Source organism: Phenylobacterium sp., from assembly GCF_030679875.1.
GTDB lineage: Bacteria > Pseudomonadota > Alphaproteobacteria > Caulobacterales > Caulobacteraceae > Phenylobacterium.
The window spans coordinates 116,446-133,880 of record NZ_JAUXSP010000018.1 but is presented as its reverse complement, the minus strand read 5'-3'; the positions used below and the strand labels follow the sequence as shown (position 1 = coordinate 133,880).

General features: G+C 66.1%; 15 protein-coding genes. 8 read left to right on the top strand and 7 right to left on the bottom strand.

Translation table 11 applies throughout. The annotated features are described in order from the left end of the window. Window positions 1-48: 48 nt before the first annotated feature. Entirely contained in the window at window positions 49-2,871 is a 2,823-nt protein-coding gene (locus Q8K84_RS10900) for a TonB-dependent siderophore receptor (protein ID WP_305282665.1), read from the bottom strand. A 515-nt stretch (window positions 2,872-3,386) separates the two neighbouring features. Here Q8K84_RS10900 and Q8K84_RS10895 point away from each other — a divergent pair. Next, window positions 3,387-3,890, top strand: a complete 504-nt coding sequence (locus Q8K84_RS10895; protein WP_305282664.1) for an Lrp/AsnC family transcriptional regulator — start codon at window positions 3,387-3,389, stop codon at window positions 3,888-3,890. An 87-nt stretch (window positions 3,891-3,977) separates the two neighbouring features. Here Q8K84_RS10895 and Q8K84_RS10890 read toward each other — a convergent pair whose 3' ends face one another. Beyond that, window positions 3,978-5,549: an amidohydrolase gene (locus tag Q8K84_RS10890; protein ID WP_305282663.1), complete on the bottom strand. Its 1,572-nt coding sequence runs from the start codon at window positions 5,547-5,549 to the stop codon at window positions 3,978-3,980. A gap of 496 nt (window positions 5,550-6,045) precedes the next feature. Here Q8K84_RS10890 and Q8K84_RS10885 point away from each other — a divergent pair, with 496 nt between their 5' ends. From Q8K84_RS10885 to der, 7 genes are all read left to right on the top strand, one after another. Next, window positions 6,046-6,450 (top strand): DUF6249 domain-containing protein, encoded by a 405-nt coding sequence (locus tag Q8K84_RS10885; RefSeq protein WP_305282662.1) that lies wholly within the window; start codon window positions 6,046-6,048, stop codon window positions 6,448-6,450. Between the two features lie 22 nt (window positions 6,451-6,472). Continuing rightward, entirely contained in the window at window positions 6,473-7,051 is a 579-nt protein-coding gene (locus Q8K84_RS10880) for an RNA polymerase sigma factor (RefSeq protein ID WP_305282661.1), read from the top strand. Next, a complete protein-coding gene (locus Q8K84_RS10875; protein ID WP_305282660.1) occupies window positions 7,044-7,424 on the top strand; it encodes a hypothetical protein in 381 nt (126 codons plus the stop codon). Before Q8K84_RS10880 ends, Q8K84_RS10875 begins: the two co-directional genes overlap by 8 nt. Window positions 7,425-7,426: 2 nt before the next feature. After that, window positions 7,427-8,254 (top strand): 3-methyl-2-oxobutanoate hydroxymethyltransferase, encoded by an 828-nt coding sequence (gene panB / locus Q8K84_RS10870; RefSeq protein ID WP_305282693.1) that lies wholly within the window; start codon window positions 7,427-7,429, stop codon window positions 8,252-8,254. 112 nt (window positions 8,255-8,366) lie between these two features. After that, the gene (locus tag Q8K84_RS10865) at window positions 8,367-9,122 is read left to right on the top strand and encodes a tetratricopeptide repeat protein (RefSeq protein WP_305282659.1); all 756 of its coding nucleotides are present in this window, start codon (window positions 8,367-8,369) and stop codon (window positions 9,120-9,122) included. Continuing rightward, complete coding sequence (locus Q8K84_RS10860) at window positions 9,119-10,504, top strand: PQQ-like beta-propeller repeat protein (protein WP_305282658.1); 1,386 nt, start codon at window positions 9,119-9,121, stop codon at window positions 10,502-10,504. Before Q8K84_RS10865 ends, Q8K84_RS10860 begins: the two co-directional genes overlap by 4 nt. A 137-nt stretch (window positions 10,505-10,641) precedes the next feature. Further along, a complete protein-coding gene (der, locus tag Q8K84_RS10855; protein WP_370867863.1) occupies window positions 10,642-12,207 on the top strand; it encodes a ribosome biogenesis GTPase Der in 1,566 nt (521 codons plus the stop codon). On the opposite strand, the gene Q8K84_RS10850 is transcribed toward der, so the two are convergent. The 5 genes from Q8K84_RS10850 to radA are packed head-to-tail and all read right to left on the bottom strand — an operon-like array spanning window position 12,161 to window position 17,392. Beyond that, window positions 12,161-12,916, bottom strand: a complete 756-nt coding sequence (locus Q8K84_RS10850; RefSeq protein ID WP_305282657.1) for an SDR family NAD(P)-dependent oxidoreductase — start codon at window positions 12,914-12,916, stop codon at window positions 12,161-12,163. The genes der and Q8K84_RS10850 overlap by 47 nt on opposite strands. Window positions 12,917-12,925: 9 nt before the next feature. Then, window positions 12,926-13,924: a bile acid:sodium symporter family protein gene (locus Q8K84_RS10845; RefSeq protein ID WP_370867862.1), complete on the bottom strand. Its 999-nt coding sequence runs from the start codon at window positions 13,922-13,924 to the stop codon at window positions 12,926-12,928. Next, on the bottom strand, window positions 13,921-15,411 hold the full coding sequence (purF, locus tag Q8K84_RS10840) for an amidophosphoribosyltransferase (RefSeq protein ID WP_305282656.1): 1,491 nt from the start codon (window positions 15,409-15,411) through the stop codon (window positions 13,921-13,923). Before purF ends, Q8K84_RS10845 begins: the two co-directional genes overlap by 4 nt. Then, window positions 15,408-16,016, bottom strand: coding sequence for a CvpA family protein (locus Q8K84_RS10835; protein ID WP_305282655.1), 609 nt, complete (start codon window positions 16,014-16,016; stop codon window positions 15,408-15,410). Before Q8K84_RS10835 ends, purF begins: the two co-directional genes overlap by 4 nt. Continuing rightward, window positions 16,013-17,392 carry a DNA repair protein RadA gene (gene radA / locus Q8K84_RS10830; protein ID WP_305282654.1) on the bottom strand — a complete coding sequence of 460 codons (1,380 nt, stop codon included), beginning with the start codon at window positions 17,390-17,392 and terminating at the stop codon, window positions 16,013-16,015. Before radA ends, Q8K84_RS10835 begins: the two co-directional genes overlap by 4 nt. Between the last annotated feature and the right edge of the window lie 43 nt (window positions 17,393-17,435).

The following is a 17,435-nucleotide window of genomic DNA, read 5'->3' as shown; positions in this document are numbered from 1 at the left end:
CTCGACCGACGCGCCGCTGCTGTCGCTCCGCCTTGCGGTCGCTGGGCTTTAGAAGGCCAGGCGCAGGCCGACCCGGAAGGTCCGGCCCAGGGTGTCATAGAGGCTGCGATTGGTCTGCAGATAGCCGACCGTGTTCTCCGCCCCAAGGGCGGCCGGGTTGGCGGTCAGGGGCGGGTCGTTATTGAACAGGTTCTTGATCGAGATATAGGCCTCGCCGCTGGCGCCGCTGGCCCCGAGATCAAAGGCGTAGGTGGCCGAGGCGTCGAAGTAGAGGGCGCCTTCGATGTTGTTGTCGTTGATGGTGTAGTAGGGCGGCGCAAGGGTCGGGCAGGCGCTCGTGCATTCGGTGTAGGCGTTGCTGATCACCCCGTCGCTGACCCCGCGCGCGGTGAAATTGAGGCTGATCGGGTCAAGGCTGTAGGCGGCCGTAACCCGGTAGGACCAGTCGGGGGTGGAGCCAACATTGGAGCCGGCCAGGTCGATGGCGGTGACGCCATTGTCCGTGACGTTCTCCATATAGTGGGTGGCCATGGCCCGCAGGGTAAGGTCGCCGGCCGCGCTGGGGATGAAGGCGTCGAGCGAGGTCCGGTAGGAGGCTTCGATGTCCAGGCCCTTGGCGCTCAGGCTGTTCAGGTTTTCGTAGAACAGGTCGATGAAGGCCAGCTGCCCGTTCTGATAGCGGAGATTGTTACAGTAGCGCTGAACATTATTGAGCAAACAGAAGTCGGCGGATTGCTGGGCGTTGACGAAGTCGATCACTCCCTCGACCTTGATCTCGTAGTAGTCGATGGAGGCCGCGAACCCCGGCAGGAAGCTTGGCTGGAAAACGACACCCAGGCCGAGCCCATCGGCCACCTCCGGCTGGACGTCGACATTGCCCTGCAGGTTCTGCACGAAGGCGGTCGCGACACCGTTGATCGAGACAGCGTTGCTGCGGGCCGTGCCGGCGTCGAACAGTTCGCTCATGTTCGCCGCGCGGATGTCCCGCGACGCCGTGGCGCGCAGGGTGATGTCCGGGATAGGCGAATAGGTGAGGCCAGCCTTCCAGGTCGTGACGCCGCCAGAAGTGCTGTAGCGCGTGTAACGGGCCGCGCCGTTGAAATCGAGCCCTTCGATGATCGGGACCAGGGTCTCGATATAGCCCTCGACCACGTCGTACTCGCCGGTGGTGACCTTGTAGTTGCCGTACTTCCAGCCAGACTCAGAGGCGGCGTCGACCTCGCCCTCCAGGCTCTCGTTCCGCCACTCGGCGCCAAAGGCGATGTCGATGGGGCCGGCCCAGCCGGTGAAGTCGGTGGTGAAGTTCACCGCCGCGACATCCTGGACGAACTCCTGGGTGCGGAGGGGCTGGCCGAGCACATAGTCGATGGCCGCCTGGCTGGCGACGCCGACGCCGAGCCGGTTCAGCGGCACGCACCCGTTGGACGGGCTCGTAAGGGTGGAGCGGCAGACGATCTGGCCTGTGGTCGGGTGGACCACCGCATCGGTGGCCAGGGCCAGCCGGGCATTGTTCCAGGTGGGCGTCAGCTCCTCGCGGGTCTTGGTGACGCCGTGCTGGTAGTAGGCGTCCCAGCCAAAGTCGCGGCCCAGCAGGCTGAAATCGCCATCGGCGCCGACCACATAGCGGGAGGTCTCGCGGATATTGTTGCTGCCCGACCAGGGCAGGTCGGCGTTGCCCGACCCCATGACGAAAGAGGTCAGGCCCAGGGTCGCCATCTGGGTGCGCACCGAGGCGGGCAGGAAGGCGTTGTCCGAGCGGATCGTAACGCCGGTGTTGGTCGGCTGGATGTAGTAGCTCAGGCCCTCGTAGCGGGCGTAGGAGGCCTGGGCGAAGACATTGATGTTCGGGGCGACCTCATAGCTGACGCGGCCGAAAAAGCTGTCGCGGTCCTCGTCGGGCAGCAGGGAATTGGTGCCGTTCAGGCTGGAGGTGTATTTCCAGTCCCCGCCGACCATCCATTGTCCGGACACCTGCCCGTAGGCCAGTTGGTTGACCGTGCCATTGACGCCAAAATAGGTTCCGCGCAGGGGGCCTGCCGTGATCAGACCGCCCGGCGTGTAGGACGAGATGCCGACATTGTCGGCGACCACGTAGAAGGGCTGGCCGGCCGCGGTGTTGGGATTGCGGATGGCGAAGTGGCCGGTCTTGTTCCAGTCGCGGCTGACCCCGTGGATCCCGGTCTGGCTGACCGTTTCGGCGCTGAGCAGGACATGACCCTTGCCGTCCGCGAAAGGGGACCCGGCGGTGAAGTTGTACTTCCAGTTCTCCCCGTCGCCATAGGTGGTCTCGCCGTACTCGGCGGTCATTTTCAGGCCCGTATAGCCCTTGTCGAGGATGAAGTTCACAACCCCGCCGACCGCGTCCGAGCCATAGGCTGACGAGGCGCCGCCAGTCACCACCTCGACCCGCGCGATCAGCGACTGCGGGAAGGTGTTGGTGTCGACCTGGCCCGTGGCGGCCGAAACCACGGAGCGTTGGCCGTCAAACAGGACGAGGGTCCGACCCGTGCCGAGCGCGCGCAGATTGAGGGCGCTGATGCCGGCTTGACCGTTGCTCAGTGAGCCCGACGAACTGGAGGCGGTTACAGAGCCCGCCACCGAGGGAAGGGTGTTGACGAAGTCGGCGATGTTGGCCGGCGCCTCGGCGAGGATCTCGGCCGATCCCAGGACGTTCACAGGGGTTGGGGCGTCATAGCCGTCGCGCACGATGCGCGAGCCGGTGACGACCACTTCATCAAGTTCGGCGCCGGCGGCCGTCTGGGCCAGGGCGGGAGCGGCCTGGGCCATCAGGGCTGCGGCGCTGGCGGTGGCCAGGGCATAGCGGCGGAGTCGATGAGAGGATGATGCGAGCGATGGAGACGGATAGATCATGGCGGTTCTCGACTTTTCTTGAAGGGCTCGCGACGCCTGAGGCGTGAGGAGCCATCACACGCGCCCTCCAGAGGCGCGCGTTGACCTGGGGCTGAAGAGGCCCCTTGCAGCGATGTTCGGAGCGAGGCTTCGGCGACGCGAGGGATCGGGGAGGCGATCCTGGATGCGCCGGGCCGTCGTGGTGGCCCCTGGCTGACTATTCTCGCCAGCGTGGGTCAGAGCGCGTCAGGGACTGCCGCGCCAGGCGGGACCGCCGCCGGCCAGACTCGACCTCAAGGGTCGGTTAGGCCAGGATAAATCATTCAATCGGACACACATGGAGACTACCCCCGGTTATATTTGTTCCAATGCGTCAGTTGCTAACGACCTTAGTTGCGCCACCCTGCTGCAACCGCTGGTCGCCAACTCAGCAAGGACAGAATAGTTTGAATTGCTGCTCGTCCGTCTGGTTAGATGGCCCAATTGTGCGTAAATCGTCTTTCTGCTCTCGAATTGCGCAGTGAAACAGGAATTACATGTCGAAATTCGAACACGATGGCTTGGACGCTATCGACTTCCAAATCCTAAGGGAGCTGTCGGTCGACGGACGGGCGTCTGATGTCTGGCTCGGGGAGAAGATCAACCTCTCCAGCACAGCGGTGGCGCGCCGCCGAAAAATCCTTGAGGAACGCGGGGCGGTGCTGAGCTATTCAGCCGACCTGAACATGCCGATGTTGGGGTTCGGTATCGTTGTGTTCGTTGCCATTGAGCTGAGTTCTCAGGCCGAACGGGCGCTGAATGAATTCGAGCGTGAGGTGGTGAAGTGTCCTTCGGTATCCTATTGCGGCTTTGTTTCCGGAGATACCGATTTCCTAATCATGCTGAATGTGGAGTCTTTCGAGGACTATGATCGGGTCTATCGGCGGGAGCTCTCGATGCTCCCCCATGTGTCCCGGATCCGCAGTAGCTTCGTCATCCGGGAGGTGGCGCGGCGCTCGACTCCGCCCATCGTCTTCCAGGACCGCACCGAGGGCCGCTAGGCGGCCAGCTCGTCTGAGCATTCAGATCCTGGGCCGGTAGTCTCGGCGTCCCGCGCCAAGGGGATAACGCGGGACGCCGCCTTGGGATTACTTCTTCGCCGGAGGATTGGGGTAGGCGATCCCAAGTTGTTCAAGGTAGCTATTGTACTTGCTGGGGTCGTAGTAGAGCGGCTCCATCTTGGGTCGCATGCGAGCCATGATGTCTTCGTTCAGGTGGATGGCCGGCTTGTCAGTGTCCGCCAGTACGGGGTCGTACTTTTGGTCCTTAAGCTGGACATTCTGGAAGTAGTCTTTGGCCTCGGCGACCAGGCTCGGCGTGGTCACCAGGTCCAGGATGGTCATGGCCAGGGCCTCTGCGCCGACGACCACGCCCTTGTGGGCGATCGGGGTGGCCATGCCGATGGCGGCGGTCACATGGTGGCCAATAGTGTTGGGGATGTTGGACGGATAGCGGATCGTGATGGTCGGCACGGTCCACATGATGTCGCCGATGTCATCCGATCCCCCGCCCATGGAGATGCCTCGGGAATCCGGCGTCGACAGTTCGGCGACCTCCGTGGCCAGGGGCTCCACTTTCAGGTGATTGGCGTCCTGGGTGGCCCGGGCGAAGGCCTGGTCGGCTGCGCTCCATTGCGGCATGCCGACGGTCTTGATGTTGGCGTAGGCCGCCTCGGCCAGGGGCTTGTTGCCATAGTTGGGGGCCGCATAGCCCAGGACCCGCCGCTCTACCCGGGTGTCTGTGGCCATGGCGGCGGCCTCGGAGATCCGGTTGCCGATCTCATAGAGGCCGCGGATGGTCTCGAAATTCTGCTCGCGGAAATAATACCAGACGCTGGCTTCGCCCGGCACGATGTTGGGCTGGCCGCCGCCATTGGTGATCACATAGTGCGAGCGCTGGGTGACCGGCAGATGCTCGCGCCGCATGTTCCAGGCGGTGTTCATCAGCTCGACGCCGTCCAGGGCGCTGCGCCCGGCCCAAGGCGCGCCGGCGGCGTGGGAGGTCTTGCCGTGGAAGGTGTACTCTACCGACACCATGCCGTTATTGCCGGCCGGACCCCATCCGGTGGAGAAGTCGCGGCTGACATGGCTGAAGATGTTGACGTCGACGTCGTCGAAGAGGCCTTCGCGCACATAGAAGGCCTTGGTCGCCAGCAGTTCCTCGGCGACGCCCGGCCAGATCATCAGGGTGCCGGGCAGGTTGTTGGCCTGCATGATGTCCTTGGCGGCCAGGGCGGCGACCACCATCATCGGCATGCCGGAGTTGTGTCCTTCCCCATGGCCAGGAGCGCCCGGGACCTGCGGCTTCAGTTCTGGTGAGCCTGGCACCTGAGACAGGGCCAGCAGGGCGTCGATATCGCTGCCGAGGCCGATCTTCGGTCCGCCCGAGCCCCAGGTCGCCGTCCAGGCGGTGGGGATACCGGCGACGCCGCGCTCGATCTTGAAGCCGTTCTCCTCGAGAATCTTGGTCACGTACTCCGAGGTGCGGAATTCCTGGAAGCCTGGCTCAGCGAAGCTGTAGATCGAATCGACCATCTCCTGGGCCAGCTTGGCCCGGCTCTTGACCCCCTCAGACGCCGCCGCCTTCATCTCCGGCGGAGCCGCCGCCTGCGCCGCCTGCCCCGGCAGGTAGAGCGCGGTCGCGAGCAGGATGGCGGTCAAGGATCTGGTGCGGCTAGCTGCCATATGGTCGTCCCCCAAGTGTTTTCACGGCGGCCTGTAAGCCGGGCTCAGCGCCGGCGCCGCCCCTCAATAGAGCCTTCAACTGGTCGTCGAATTCCGCCACATCGGAATGAACCCCTGCTTGTGTTGCGGATTAGCGCGCAGAGATTCCAACCAAAATGGGATATTTGCTTCGATAACCATCAGTAATCTGGAGCACGACATAGAAAACCGGCGCTGTAAACGCTGCGGTTGATGCGGGGGTGGGGAATCGCCCCCCCGAGACTGCGATGATGGTTTTTTATGCGCCGCCAGTGCGTCACCGTTCAGAACGCGCAGGGTGCTGCGCGCTGGCGAAGGCTTACTGGCTGGAGGTTGGACGCCCAATCATGACCAAGATTTCATGGTGGCGCTTGCATCTGTCGGGGACGGCGCGCGCCTCTTATGGTGTGAACGGGTCAGAAGCGCCCGACCGCGCCTAGATAGGAAATCTCCCATGGACGTCGCCATCGCCGGCATTATCTCGAGCGTCTTCACAACCGCGATCGTGTTCAGCGCGATTGTCGCCATCGTTGTCGTGCCCCGTTACCTCAAGGCCAAGGAACGCGCCGCGCTCCACAAGACGATCCAGGCCGCCTACGAGCAGGGGCAGCAATTGCCGCCGGAGCTGATCCAGGCGCTCACCCATGACGTGAAGATCAAGCCCAAGGCCTCGCCGGCGCGTGATCTGCGGACGGGCATCATCTGGGTCGGGGTGGCCGTCGGCCTGGCCGCCTTCGGCTATGCGCTGGGGTTCGAGGAGCCCGACGCAACCTATATCTTCCTCGGCATCTCCGCCTTTCCAGGCTTCATCGGGCTGGCTTTCATCCTGATGTCCTTCATCGGCCGGGACAGGTCCTGATCGCGCGCGGCGGGGCACAGCCATGTCGCGGGCCGAACGACACCGACTCTCAAGTCTGCACGACGTCGAACTGGCCAGCCTGGCCGCGTCCGGCGACCGCCAGGCCTTTGGCGAACTTGTGCGACGGCACGGGTCCGCAGTCAGGGCGCTGCTGCGACGAATGGGGATCAGCGCGACCGAAACCGATGATCTGGCGCAGGACGCCTTCATCTCGGCTTTCGAATCCATCGCCGAATTCCGGGGCGAGGGGACCTTTGGCGGCTGGGTCAAGAAGATCGCCGCGCGGGCCTGCGTGCGCCGGATTCAGAAAGATAAGAAATACAGGTCCCGGCTTGAGGCGGCAGATCTCCTGGATGAATCCCCGCCTGAGGATCCAGGCCGACGGATGGACCTGGACGAGGCGCTCAAGGGCCTCGGAGAGGCTGAGCGGCTGTGCGTCAGTCTCTGCTATGGGGCGGGGCTGTCACACGCCGAGGCGGCGGAGGCCTTGAACCTGCCGCTTGGAACGGTCAAATCGCATGTCAAACGTGGTCTGGATAAGCTCAGGGCCCGGCTGGCGCCCGACGGCGATACAATGGAGGGACGGCGTGGCAATGGCTGAGATGGAGGTCGAACGCACGCTTGAGCGGCTGTTCGCCCGCGCGCCGGAGTCCTCCGACGCCGAAGCCTTCGCCGAACGCGTTCAAAGACGTTTGGACCGCGGCTGGGCGGCGCGCCGGGTTCTGATTGGCGCTGCGGGCCTTGTGGGCGGCGTGATCGGCGCCAGTCAGCTGATTATGTTCAACCTGTTTTCCCGCGCCGAGGCCGCCTCGAGCGAATCCGTACAGGTCCTGACCAGCGGCGTCCGTCAGATCGCCCCCCAGGCCGAGTGGTTGCTAAATGGCCCGGCGGGGATCGAGGCCATCTGGCTGGTGGCTGGGTTGGCTGTCGTCGCCATGGGTCTCGTCCTGACCCGCATTATTGAGGAGTTCTGACCCTGTCCGCTCAACGCCAGGAGACGGTGCGACGCCTAGCAGCGCCCGACATCACCGGACGGAAGGGCAAGACGCCGATCGTCTGTCTTACCGCCTATACCGCGCCCATGGCCGAACTGCTGGACGAGGCCTGTGACCTGCTGCTGGTCGGGGACTCCGTCGGCATGGTGATCCACGGTCTGCCCAACACCGTGGGTGTCACCCTGGAGATGATGATCCTGCATGGTCAGGCCGTCATGCGCGGCTCCCGCCGGGCCATGGTGGTCGTCGACATGCCCTTTGGCTCCTATGAGGGCTCGGCTGAGCAGGCCTATGCCAATGCGGCGCGCCTGATGAAGGAAACCGGCGCCCAGGCGGTGAAGGTGGAGTCTGGTCCCACGGTGGCCGACACGATCGACTATCTGGTGAAACGTGGGGTGCCGGTCATGGGCCATGTGGGCCTGCGCCCCCAAGCCGTGCTGGTGGACGGCGGGTTTCGCGCCAAGGGGCGCGGCGAGGCGGAGCGCGCCAAGATTCTGGACGAGGCCCGCGCCACCGCGGCGGCGGGGGCCTTCGCGCTGGTGATCGAAGGGGTGGCCGAGGGGCTGGCCCAGGAAATCACCCGGGCCGTCGATGTGCCCACCATCGGGATCGGGGCCTCAGCCGGCTGCGACGGGCAGATTCTGGTCACCGACGACATGCTCGGCCTGTTCGACTGGACGCCCAAGTTCGTGCGTCGCTATGCCGACCTGCGCAGCGAGATCCTCGGTGCGGTCCAGGCCTATGCCGCCGACGTTCAGGCCCGGCGTTTCCCCGGGCCGGCGGAGATTTACTTTCCCAAGGCGGGCTAGCCTCTCACCAATGGGCCTACGACCGGACAGTCAGGCGGCGTTGCGGCGCGCCCGCTTGCACTATAGGTTCGCCGCCTCTGATTTTGTCGCCTGAGCGCAGGGATTCCAATTCGTGACTGACGTTTTTGAAGAGGTCGAGGAGCAACTTCGCACCGACCGCTACAAGACGCTCGCCCTGCGCGCCCTGCCTTGGGTGTTGGGCGGGCTCGCCTTGATCCTGGCGCTGGGCTTGGGGCTCTGGGGCTGGAACGCCTGGCAGAGCCGAGCCATGGGCGATGCGTCCCAGGCCTATGCCGAAGGCGTTGAGGCCTTTGGCGCCGGCGACATGAACAAGGCCGAGCAACGCTTCGCCGAGGTCGCCGAGAATGGACCGGACGGTTACGCCGCCCTGGCCCTGATGCAGCAGGCCGGGCTCAAGGTGAACGACGGCGACGTTGATGCCGCCGTAAAGCTGTTCGATGAGGCCGCCGCCAAGGCCCCGGACCCGATACTGGGTGACGCCGCCCGCCTCAAATCCGCCTTCGCGGTGCTCGATACCGCCCCGCTGTCGGAATTGAAGACAAGGCTTGAGCCGTTGACCGAGGACGGGCGTCCCTATCGCGCGCTGGCCCTCGAGGCTCTGGCCTTCGCCAAGCTGATGGGGGGCGAAATGGATGAGGCCCGTGCGGATTTTGGCGTGCTCGCCCTCATGCCCGGGGTTTCTGAAATGGCCCGGCAGCGCGCCCAGGCCGCTCGGGCCATGATTGACTCCGGGACGGCCAAGGCCCTGCCTGACGCGGTTAAGGCCTCGCTCGCGCTTCCCCCGCCCGCTTCCGACGATGCGGCCTCTGCCGAGGCTCCGCTGCAGCAAGGTTCGACCGCGCAATGATCCTCTCCCGCCCTTCGATGGTCGCCGTTCTGCTGGTCAGCGCCGTTGCGATGTCCGGCTGCTCGACGATCAACCGCCTCAATCCCTTCGACCAGGACGACGGCCCGCAGGAGATTGCGAGCGGCGGCGAGCGGATTTCGGTCATCGCCTTTGACGGTACGATCGAGCCCTCCGAAACGCTTCGCGGCGCCGACTTCTTCCTGCCGACTCCCTATGCCCGCACAGCCTGGCCCCTGCCGGGTGGCGTGGGCGAGCAGGCGCCGGAGCACATTGAGGCGCCGGTCAACTTCGATATCGCCTGGCGCCGCAACTTCGGCGAGGGATCGGGGCGTGGCCATCATGTGACCGCCCCCCCCGTGGCGGCGGACGGCCGTATCTATGTGATGGATGGATCGGCCAAGGTCTCCGCCATTGAACTTAAGACGGGCCAGACGGTCTGGAGCGTCGACCTTGAGCCCCCTCGCCGCGCCGAACGAGAGGGTTTTGGTGGCGGTCTGGCCTATGCAGATGGCAAGCTCTACGTCGCCTCGGGCTACCGCTTTGTCGCTCGCCTCGACGCGGCGACCGGAGCCGAGGAGTGGCGGCGGACGACCGAGCAGCCGATCCGCTCGGCCCCGACAGTGACCGCGGGCCGGGTCATGGCCGTGACCATCGACAACACCCTGCTGACCTTTGAGACAGCAACCGGGGCGCCCAGCTGGACATACCAGGCTCTGAGCGAGCCTGCGCGCATCCTCGGGTCCTCCAGTCCGGCTGTCTCTGGCGACACCGTGATCGCCGCGTTCAGCTCCGGCGAACTGGTCGCCCTGCGCGCGGGCAACGGCAATGACCTGTGGAACGAGGGCCTATCCCGGGGTAGCCGCACCAACGCCTTGTCGGAAATTCGCGACATTTCAGGGCGGCCGGTGATCTATCGCGGGGACGTCTATGCGGTCAGCCATGCGGGCGCCTTCGCCGCCGTGGACCTCCGCACCGGCGCGCCGCGTTGGACCCTGCCGGTCACGGCGACCTCCACGCCCTGGCCCGCAGGCGACGTCGTCTATGTGGTGTCCAAGGCTGGAGAGGTGATGTGCATCTCCCGCGAGAGCGGGCAGGTCTACTGGATCCGCGACCTCAATGAGGGCGTGGAGCCCAAGAAGGTGGGCGGAGTCTTTGGCATCGGCGCCCGGCCTGGGGCCAAGCCGATTTGGACGGGTCCCCTGTTGGCTTCCAACAAGCTGATCGTGGCCTCGACCACCGGCGAAATGGCTGTGCTGAACCCCAAGACGGGCGCTGTGGAACGCAAGCTCAACCTGGGCTCGCCGGTTCTCCTGGAACCGATCGCGGTGGACGGCATGGTCTATGTCGCCACCGATTCCGCTCAATTGATCGCCCTGCGCTAGGCCTCCAGGGCCGTCGGCGCAGCCCGTAGGGGCGTCTAAGCGTCTTTCTGCCGCGCCTGGAGCGTGGATTCGCACCATCTTGAGCGAAATCTGGTCTATGGAGACCAGCTTCTGTTCCAGCGCGCCAGGGGGCGCCTATGCCACTCAAAATCGCCATCGTCGGCCGTCCGAACGTCGGCAAGTCGACCCTATTCAACCGGCTTGCCGGGCGAAAGCTCGCCATTGTCGACGACCTGCCCGGGGTGACCCGCGACCGCAAGTTCGCCTCTGGTCGCCTGGGGGATGTCGATCTGGAGCTGATCGACACCGCCGGCTTCGAGGACGTCACTGACGAGAGCCTGGAGGCGCGGATGCGCCAGCAGACCGAGCTCGCCATCGATGAAGCCGATCTGATCCTGTTCGTGATGGATTCCCGTGAGGGGGTCGCCCCGATGGATGAGGTCTTTGGCGAACTGCTGCGCAAGTCCAGCAAGCCCGTCGTACTCCTGGCCAATAAGGCCGAGGGCCGCCAGGGCGACGCCGGGACCATGGACGCCTTCCGCCTGGGATTTGGCGAACCGGTTCCGGTGTCGGCCGAGCATGGTGAAGGCATGGCTGACCTCTATGCCGAGGTGGTTCGTCTGTTTCCCGAGGCCGGAGAGGATGAGGATGAGGGCGGGATCAAACCCGTTCAGCTGGCCATTGTCGGTCGCCCCAACGCGGGCAAGTCCACCCTCGTCAACCGGCTGATCGGCGAGGACCGGCTGCTGACCGGACCGGAAGCCGGGATCACCCGCGACTCTATTCCCGTCGACTGGACCTGGGATGACCGGGCGATCCGGCTGGTGGACACAGCGGGGCTTCGCCGCAAGGCCAAGGTTCAGGAGAAGCTGGAACGCCTGTCGACGCAGGACACGATCCGGGCCATCACCTTCGCCGAGGTGGTGCTTCTGGTCATGGACGCCACCCATCCCCTGGAGATCCAGGATCTGCAGATCGCCGATCTGGTGGAGCGGGAAGGTCGCGCCCTGGTCTTCGTCCTGGCCAAGTGGGACCTGGTGGAAGATCCGCAGATCCGTCTGAAGGAACTGGAGGAGGAGGTTTCCCGCAAGCTGCCCCAGGTCCGCGGAGCGCCGATGATCGCCCTTTCGGCGGAAACCGGCCGCAACCTCGACCGCCTGATGCCGGCTGTGTTCAAGGCCCATGACGACTGGTCGACCAAGGTCAAGACCCGCGACCTGAACGACTGGCTGGCCATGGCGGTGCAACGCCACCCGCCGCCGGCGGTCAATGGCCGTCGTGTTCGCCCGAAATACATCACCCAGACCAAGGCCCGTCCCCCGACCTTTGTGTTGTTCGCCAGCCGGGCCAGCACCTTGCCCGATAGCTACCGCCGCTATCTGATCCACTCGATCCGCGAGAGCTTCGACCTGCCCGGCGTGCCGGTGCGACTGACCGTGAGGTCCGGGGCGAACCCCTATGCCGAGGGCGAGTCCCGTTCGCCGGGGCCCTCACGCACCGCGCCGCGAAAGATGAAGTCCTCCTCCGCCAAGCCGGGATCGAAGAAGCCCGCGGGCGCCAAGGCCGGAAAGACGCTCAAGACGGGCAAGCCGGCGCGTGCGGCCAAGTCGTCTGGCTTCGGCGGCGCCAAGGCCAGGCCCACCCGCGCTCGACCGGTCAGTGGGCGGAAGACGCCTGCGCGGCCTTCCACGCGGCGAAGCTGATCGGCGTATCGGGCGGACCAAGCTCGGCGCTCGCCAGCTCGACGATCATCGGCCCGATCTCAGCGGGATCGGGCAGGGTGTCCGGATCCTCGCCGGGCATCGCCTCGGCGCGCATCTTGGTGCGCATGGCGCCCGGATCGATCAGGGCGGCGCGCACGCTGGTGTTCTCAAGCTCGTCGGCCCAGGTGCGCACCAGATGGTCGGTGGCGGCCTTGGTGGCGCCATAGGCCCCCCAGAAGGCCTTGGGACGGGCCACGCGGCCGCTGGTGAAGATCAGGGCCCGTCCGGCCGGGGCGGCTTTCAGCAGTCGCTCAGTGCTGCGCAGCAGGCGATAGGTGGCCGTCAGATTGACCGCCACAGCCTTGTCCCAGGCCGGCGGATCAATGTGTGACACAGGGCTCAGCCCCCCCAGGATGGCGGCGGCGTGGACCAGGATATCCAGCTGGCCGTGTCTCTCGTGGATGGCCAGCCCCAATTGGTCGACGCCATCGCCCTGGGCGAGGTCCAGGGGGACCAGGGTCGCGGGGCGGCCCGACACGGCGCGAATCTTGTCGTCCAGCACCTCCAGGCCGCCTTGGGTGCGGGCGACCGCGATGACATGGGCGCCGGCCCTGGCCAGGGCGATGGCGCATTCGCGACCAATGCCGCGGCTGGCCCCGGTGACCAGGGCGATACGGCCCGCCAGGGGCGTTGAGGAGGCTTCCGTCATGGTCTTTGTCTAGCTGGCTTCTGAGGGGCGCTCGGCCCGTTTGGCGTAGTGCCCAGCAATGGCCGCACAGGCCATGAGCTGGAACTGGTGATAGAGCATGATCGGCAGGAGAACGAAGCCCACGGTGGCGGCGGGAAACAGGACGGCGGCCATGGGCGCCCCTGCCGCCAAGCTCTTGTTGGAGCCGCCAAACAGGATGGTCGCCTCGTCTTCGACGGAGAATTTCAGCCGCCGGCTGATCCAGACCGTCCAGCCCATGGAGGCGACGAGCAGAACCAGACAGATCAGCGACAGGCGCAGCAGATCAGTCATGGACACCTGGCTCCAGATCCCCACCGCCACAGCCCCGGAAAAGGCGTTGTAGACGACCAGCAGGATCGAGCCGCGGTCGACCAGACCGGCCTGTTTGGCGTGACGCTGGATGAAGCCTGCGATCCAGCGACGCATGAGCTGGCCGGCGATAAACGGGACCAGAAGTTGCAGCAGGATCGCCTCCAGGGCGCCCCACGAGAGACCGCCGCCCTCGGCGCTGAGCAGGAGGCCCACCAGCAGCGGCGTGATCAGCACGCCCAGGATGTTTGAGGCTGACGCGCCGCAGACGGCGGCGGCGACATTGCCGCGCGCAATTGCGGTGAACCCGACGGCCGACTGAATGGTCGAGGGCAGGCACCCCAGATAGATCAGCCCTGGCGCCAGGGCTGCGGGCACGATCCAGCTGGGCAGGGTGGAGAAGGTCAGACCCGCCAGAGGAAACAGGGCGAAGGTGGTCAGGAGCACCACAAGATGGAGACGCCAGTGGGCGATGCCGGCCACGACGGCCTGGGGCGACAGCTTGGCGCCGTGCAGGAAGAAGACCAGGGCCACGCCGATCTTGGTCGCAACATTCACGACATCGGCGGCCTGTCCGCGGGCGGGAACCAGAGAGGCGAAGACCACGGTCGCCAGGATGGCCAGGATGTAGGGATCTATCCGGAATCGCGCGAGCGCGCCGCGTATGGCGCCGATCACGCGTCGACCAGGAAGGTCAGTTGTCGTTCATCCGCCGCGTTGCGACCTTCGGCGATCTCCCGGTCAAGCAAGCGGGTCGGGTAGTCGCCCGTGAAATAGTGGTCGGTGAACTGAGGCGCCGCAGGGTCCCGGGGCTCGGACTCCATGGCCCAATAGAGGCCATCCACTGACAGGAAGCCCAGGCTGTCGACCTCGAGGATCCGGGCCATCTCTTCAAGGCTCTTGTTGGCCGCCAGCAGCTGCTGCCGCTCGGGCATGTCGATGCCGTAAAAATCGGGCCACATGATCGGCGGCGAACCGGAGCGAAGGTGGACCTCCTTGGCGCCAGCCTCACGCACCATGCGCACCACCCGCAGAGAGTTTGTGCCCCGCACGATGGAGTCATCGATCAGCATCACCCGCTTGCCCGCGAGAACCGCACGGTTGGGAGAGAGCTTCATGCGCACCCCCAACTCTCGGGCGCCCTGGGTCGGCTGGATGAAGGTGCGCCCCACATAGTGGTTGCGCATGATCCCCATCTCGTAGGGCACGCCGGTCTCCTGGGCGTAGCCCAGCGCGCAGGGCACGCCGGAGTCTGGCACGGGCACCACCACGTCGCAGGGTGGCGCGCTCTCCTGAGCCAGGCGCCGGCCCATCCGCTTGCGCACCTCATAGACCGAGCGGCCGTTCACCACGGAGTCGGGGCGGGCGAAATAGACATATTCGAAGATGCAGGGCCGGGCGCGGGCGGCGGGGAAGGGGCGCAGACTCTCAACGCCACTTTGGTCGATCACCACCATCTCGCCGTGCTCGATGTCACGGATGAAGCGGGCGCCGATCATGTCCAGGGCGCAGGTCTCCGACGCCAGGACATAGGTATTGTCCAGCTTGCCCAGGACCAGGGGGCGGATGCCCAGGGGGTCGCGCACCCCGATAAGCTTTTTGTTTGTCAGCGCCACCAGGGCGTAGCCGCCCTCGATCATCGACAGGGCGTCGATGAAACGATCGGTCATCCGGCCTTTGCGCGACCTGGCGACCAGATGCAGGATCACCTCGGAGTCGGAGGTCGACTGGAAGATGGCGCCCTCGGCCACCAGATGCTGGCGCAGGGTGAGAAAGTTGGTGAGGTTGCCGTTGTGGGCGAGGGCGATGCCGCCGCTTTCCAGATCGGCGAACATGGGCTGGACGTTGCGGATGAAGCTGCCGCCGGCGGTGGAGTAGCGGGTGTGGCCGATGGCGGCCCCGCCGGGCAGGCGCTGCGCGAGGTCGGCGTCTCCGAAGGCCTCGCCGACGCGGCCCATATGGCGTTCGGTATGGAAGCGTTGGCCGTCAAAGCTGGCGATGCCGCAAGCTTCCTGTCCCCTGTGCTGGAGCGCGTGCAGCCCGAGCGCCGTGAGGCCGGCGGCCTGGGCCGCCCCATAGACCCCGAAGACTCCGCACTCCAACCTCAGACTGTCGTCATCCGGGTCTCGGACCGGGGGGGACCAGGTCGCAGAAGCGGGGCTCATCGGGATTTCTCCACCAGATCATCGATGTCGTCGCGCGCGCGCTCGTCATAGCCTTCTTCCGAAGGCGGATCACCTGCGCCGTCTCGAACTGCGCCCGTGATCGCCGGGCGTAGCCGATCAGCCACGTCCATTCCCTTAGGCGCGAAGGCTTTCAGCACCTCGCCGGCGGTCTCGGTCAAGGGATAAAGCGCCGCACTGGCAATCCATTGCGGCATGCGCTCAGGCGGCGTCGCGGCCTGGAAGGCCAGGTTGAAGGCGCCGAGCACTACCAGAGAGCGAACCAGCCCGAACCCTGCGCCGATGAGGCGATCGAGGAAGCCCAGCACATCGGTGGCCTGAACCCGGTCAGCCATCCGGCCACCGATCAACCGCAAGACCACATAGATTACAACAAACACCACCAGGATCGCCGCGACATTGGCCGCCCAGGCAGGCTCGACGATCCCGCGCAGCAAGGGGCCGGAGAAGCGCAGTCCCCATAGCGCCGCGGCGCCCGCCACAAGCAGGGCGAGTACGGTGGCCATCTCCCGGACCGCACCCCGAAAGAAGCCCACGCCGCCTGAGATCGCCAGCAGCCCGAGTGCGATGATGTCAAACAGCGTCAAGAGCGCCCTTTCCAGTCCTGTTCGCCGATCCGCGATATGGCGTCGGCCAACCTCGCCACCGGGTTGACCTTCATCCCTGCCCCCCCCTCAGCCTCGACCGGCGCCAGGGCCTGTCCGAAGCCGAGCTTGGCGGCCTCTTTCAGGCGGCCGTCCATCCGGCTGACCTGCCGGATGTCGCCGGCCAGGCTGATCTCGCCGAACACGACGCAGTCCTGTGGCAGGGCGACGTCGAGGGCCGAGGACGCCAGGGCCGCAGCCGCGGCCAGATCCGCCGCGGGCTCGGTGACCCGCAAGCCGCCCGCGACGTTGAGATAGACGTCCCGGTCGCCAAACCCAAGACCGCAGCGGGCTTCCAGGACCGCCAGGACCATGGCCAGTCGTCCGGAGTCCCAGCCCACGACAGCCCGCCGCGGCGTGCCATAGGCGCTGGGCGCCACCAGGGCCTGGATTTCCACCAGGACGGGTCTGGACCCCTCGATTCCGGCGAAGACAGCCGCCCCAGCCGCCCGTTCGCCGGCGGTGTTCAGGAAAAGAGCTGAGGGGTTCAGCACCTCTATGAGCCCGGCGTCGGCCATCTCGAAGACGCCGATCTCGTCGGTGGCCCCGAACCGGTTCTTGACCCCCCGCAGGATCCGGAACGGGTAGCCCCGTTCGCCCTCGAAGGTGAGGACCGCGTCGACCATGTGTTCAATCACCCGGGGCCCTGCAATGGCGCCTTCCTTGGTGACATGGCCGACCAGGATCACGGCCACGCCGCGCTTCTTGGCGATGCGGACCAGTTCGCCGGCCGCGGCCCGCACCTGGGTCACCGAACCTGGAGCCGCCTCATGGGCGTCGCTCCACATGGTCTGGATGGAATCGATCACCACCAGGTCGAAGGCGTCCCGCTTCAGCCCATCGAGGATGATCCGCAGGGAGGTCTCGGCGGCGAGCTGAACCGGCGCCTGGGCCAGGCCCATCCGGTGAGCCCGGGCGCGGACCTGTTCGACCGCTTCTTCGCCGGAAATATAGGCGCAGCGGGCGCCGCGCAGGGCCGCCTGCCCGACCACCTGCATCAGCAGGGTGGACTTGCCCACCCCCGGGTCGCCGCCGACCAGAAGCGCCGAGCCGGGCACGACGCCGCCGCCGCAGACCCGGTCGAACTCCGCCACCCCCGTGAGGATGCGCGGGGGCGCGGGGGTTTCGGCCGACAGGGTTTCGAACACCAGACCGCGCTGACCCCGTCCGGCCTTGGCTGGCGCCAGGGCGCCGGGGGGCCGGGACTGGGCCTCCTCGACCATGGTGTTCCACGCCCCGCAGGCCGGGCACTGGCCGGCCCACTTACCGTGCACGCCGCCGCAGGACTGGCAGACATAGACCGCGCCGTCTCTGGCCAAGCGGGACTCCTGATTCGCTGAGGTTGCAGTCTAACGCCCCCGG

Bases quoted from the DNA above. Each gene is read 5' to 3' on its own strand.
- Q8K84_RS10895 (WP_305282664.1), top strand. From the start codon at position 3,387: ATGTCGAAATTCGAACACGATGGCTTGGACGCTATCGACTTCCAAATC.
- Q8K84_RS10875 (WP_305282660.1), top strand. From the start codon at position 7,044: ATGGCTGAGATGGAGGTCGAACGCACGCTTGAGCGGCTGTTCGCCCGC.
- Q8K84_RS10900 (WP_305282665.1), bottom strand. From the start codon at position 2,871: ATGATCTATCCGTCTCCATCGCTCGCATCATCCTCTCATCGACTCCGC.
- Q8K84_RS10860 (WP_305282658.1), top strand. From the start codon at position 9,119: ATGATCCTCTCCCGCCCTTCGATGGTCGCCGTTCTGCTGGTCAGCGCC.
- Q8K84_RS10850 (WP_305282657.1), bottom strand. From the start codon at position 12,916: ATGACGGAAGCCTCCTCAACGCCCCTGGCGGGCCGTATCGCCCTGGTC.
- Q8K84_RS10880 (WP_305282661.1), top strand. From the start codon at position 6,473: ATGTCGCGGGCCGAACGACACCGACTCTCAAGTCTGCACGACGTCGAA.
- der (WP_370867863.1), top strand. From the start codon at position 10,642: ATGCCACTCAAAATCGCCATCGTCGGCCGTCCGAACGTCGGCAAGTCG.
- Q8K84_RS10885 (WP_305282662.1), top strand. From the start codon at position 6,046: ATGGACGTCGCCATCGCCGGCATTATCTCGAGCGTCTTCACAACCGCG.
- purF (WP_305282656.1), bottom strand. From the start codon at position 15,411: ATGAGCCCCGCTTCTGCGACCTGGTCCCCCCCGGTCCGAGACCCGGAT.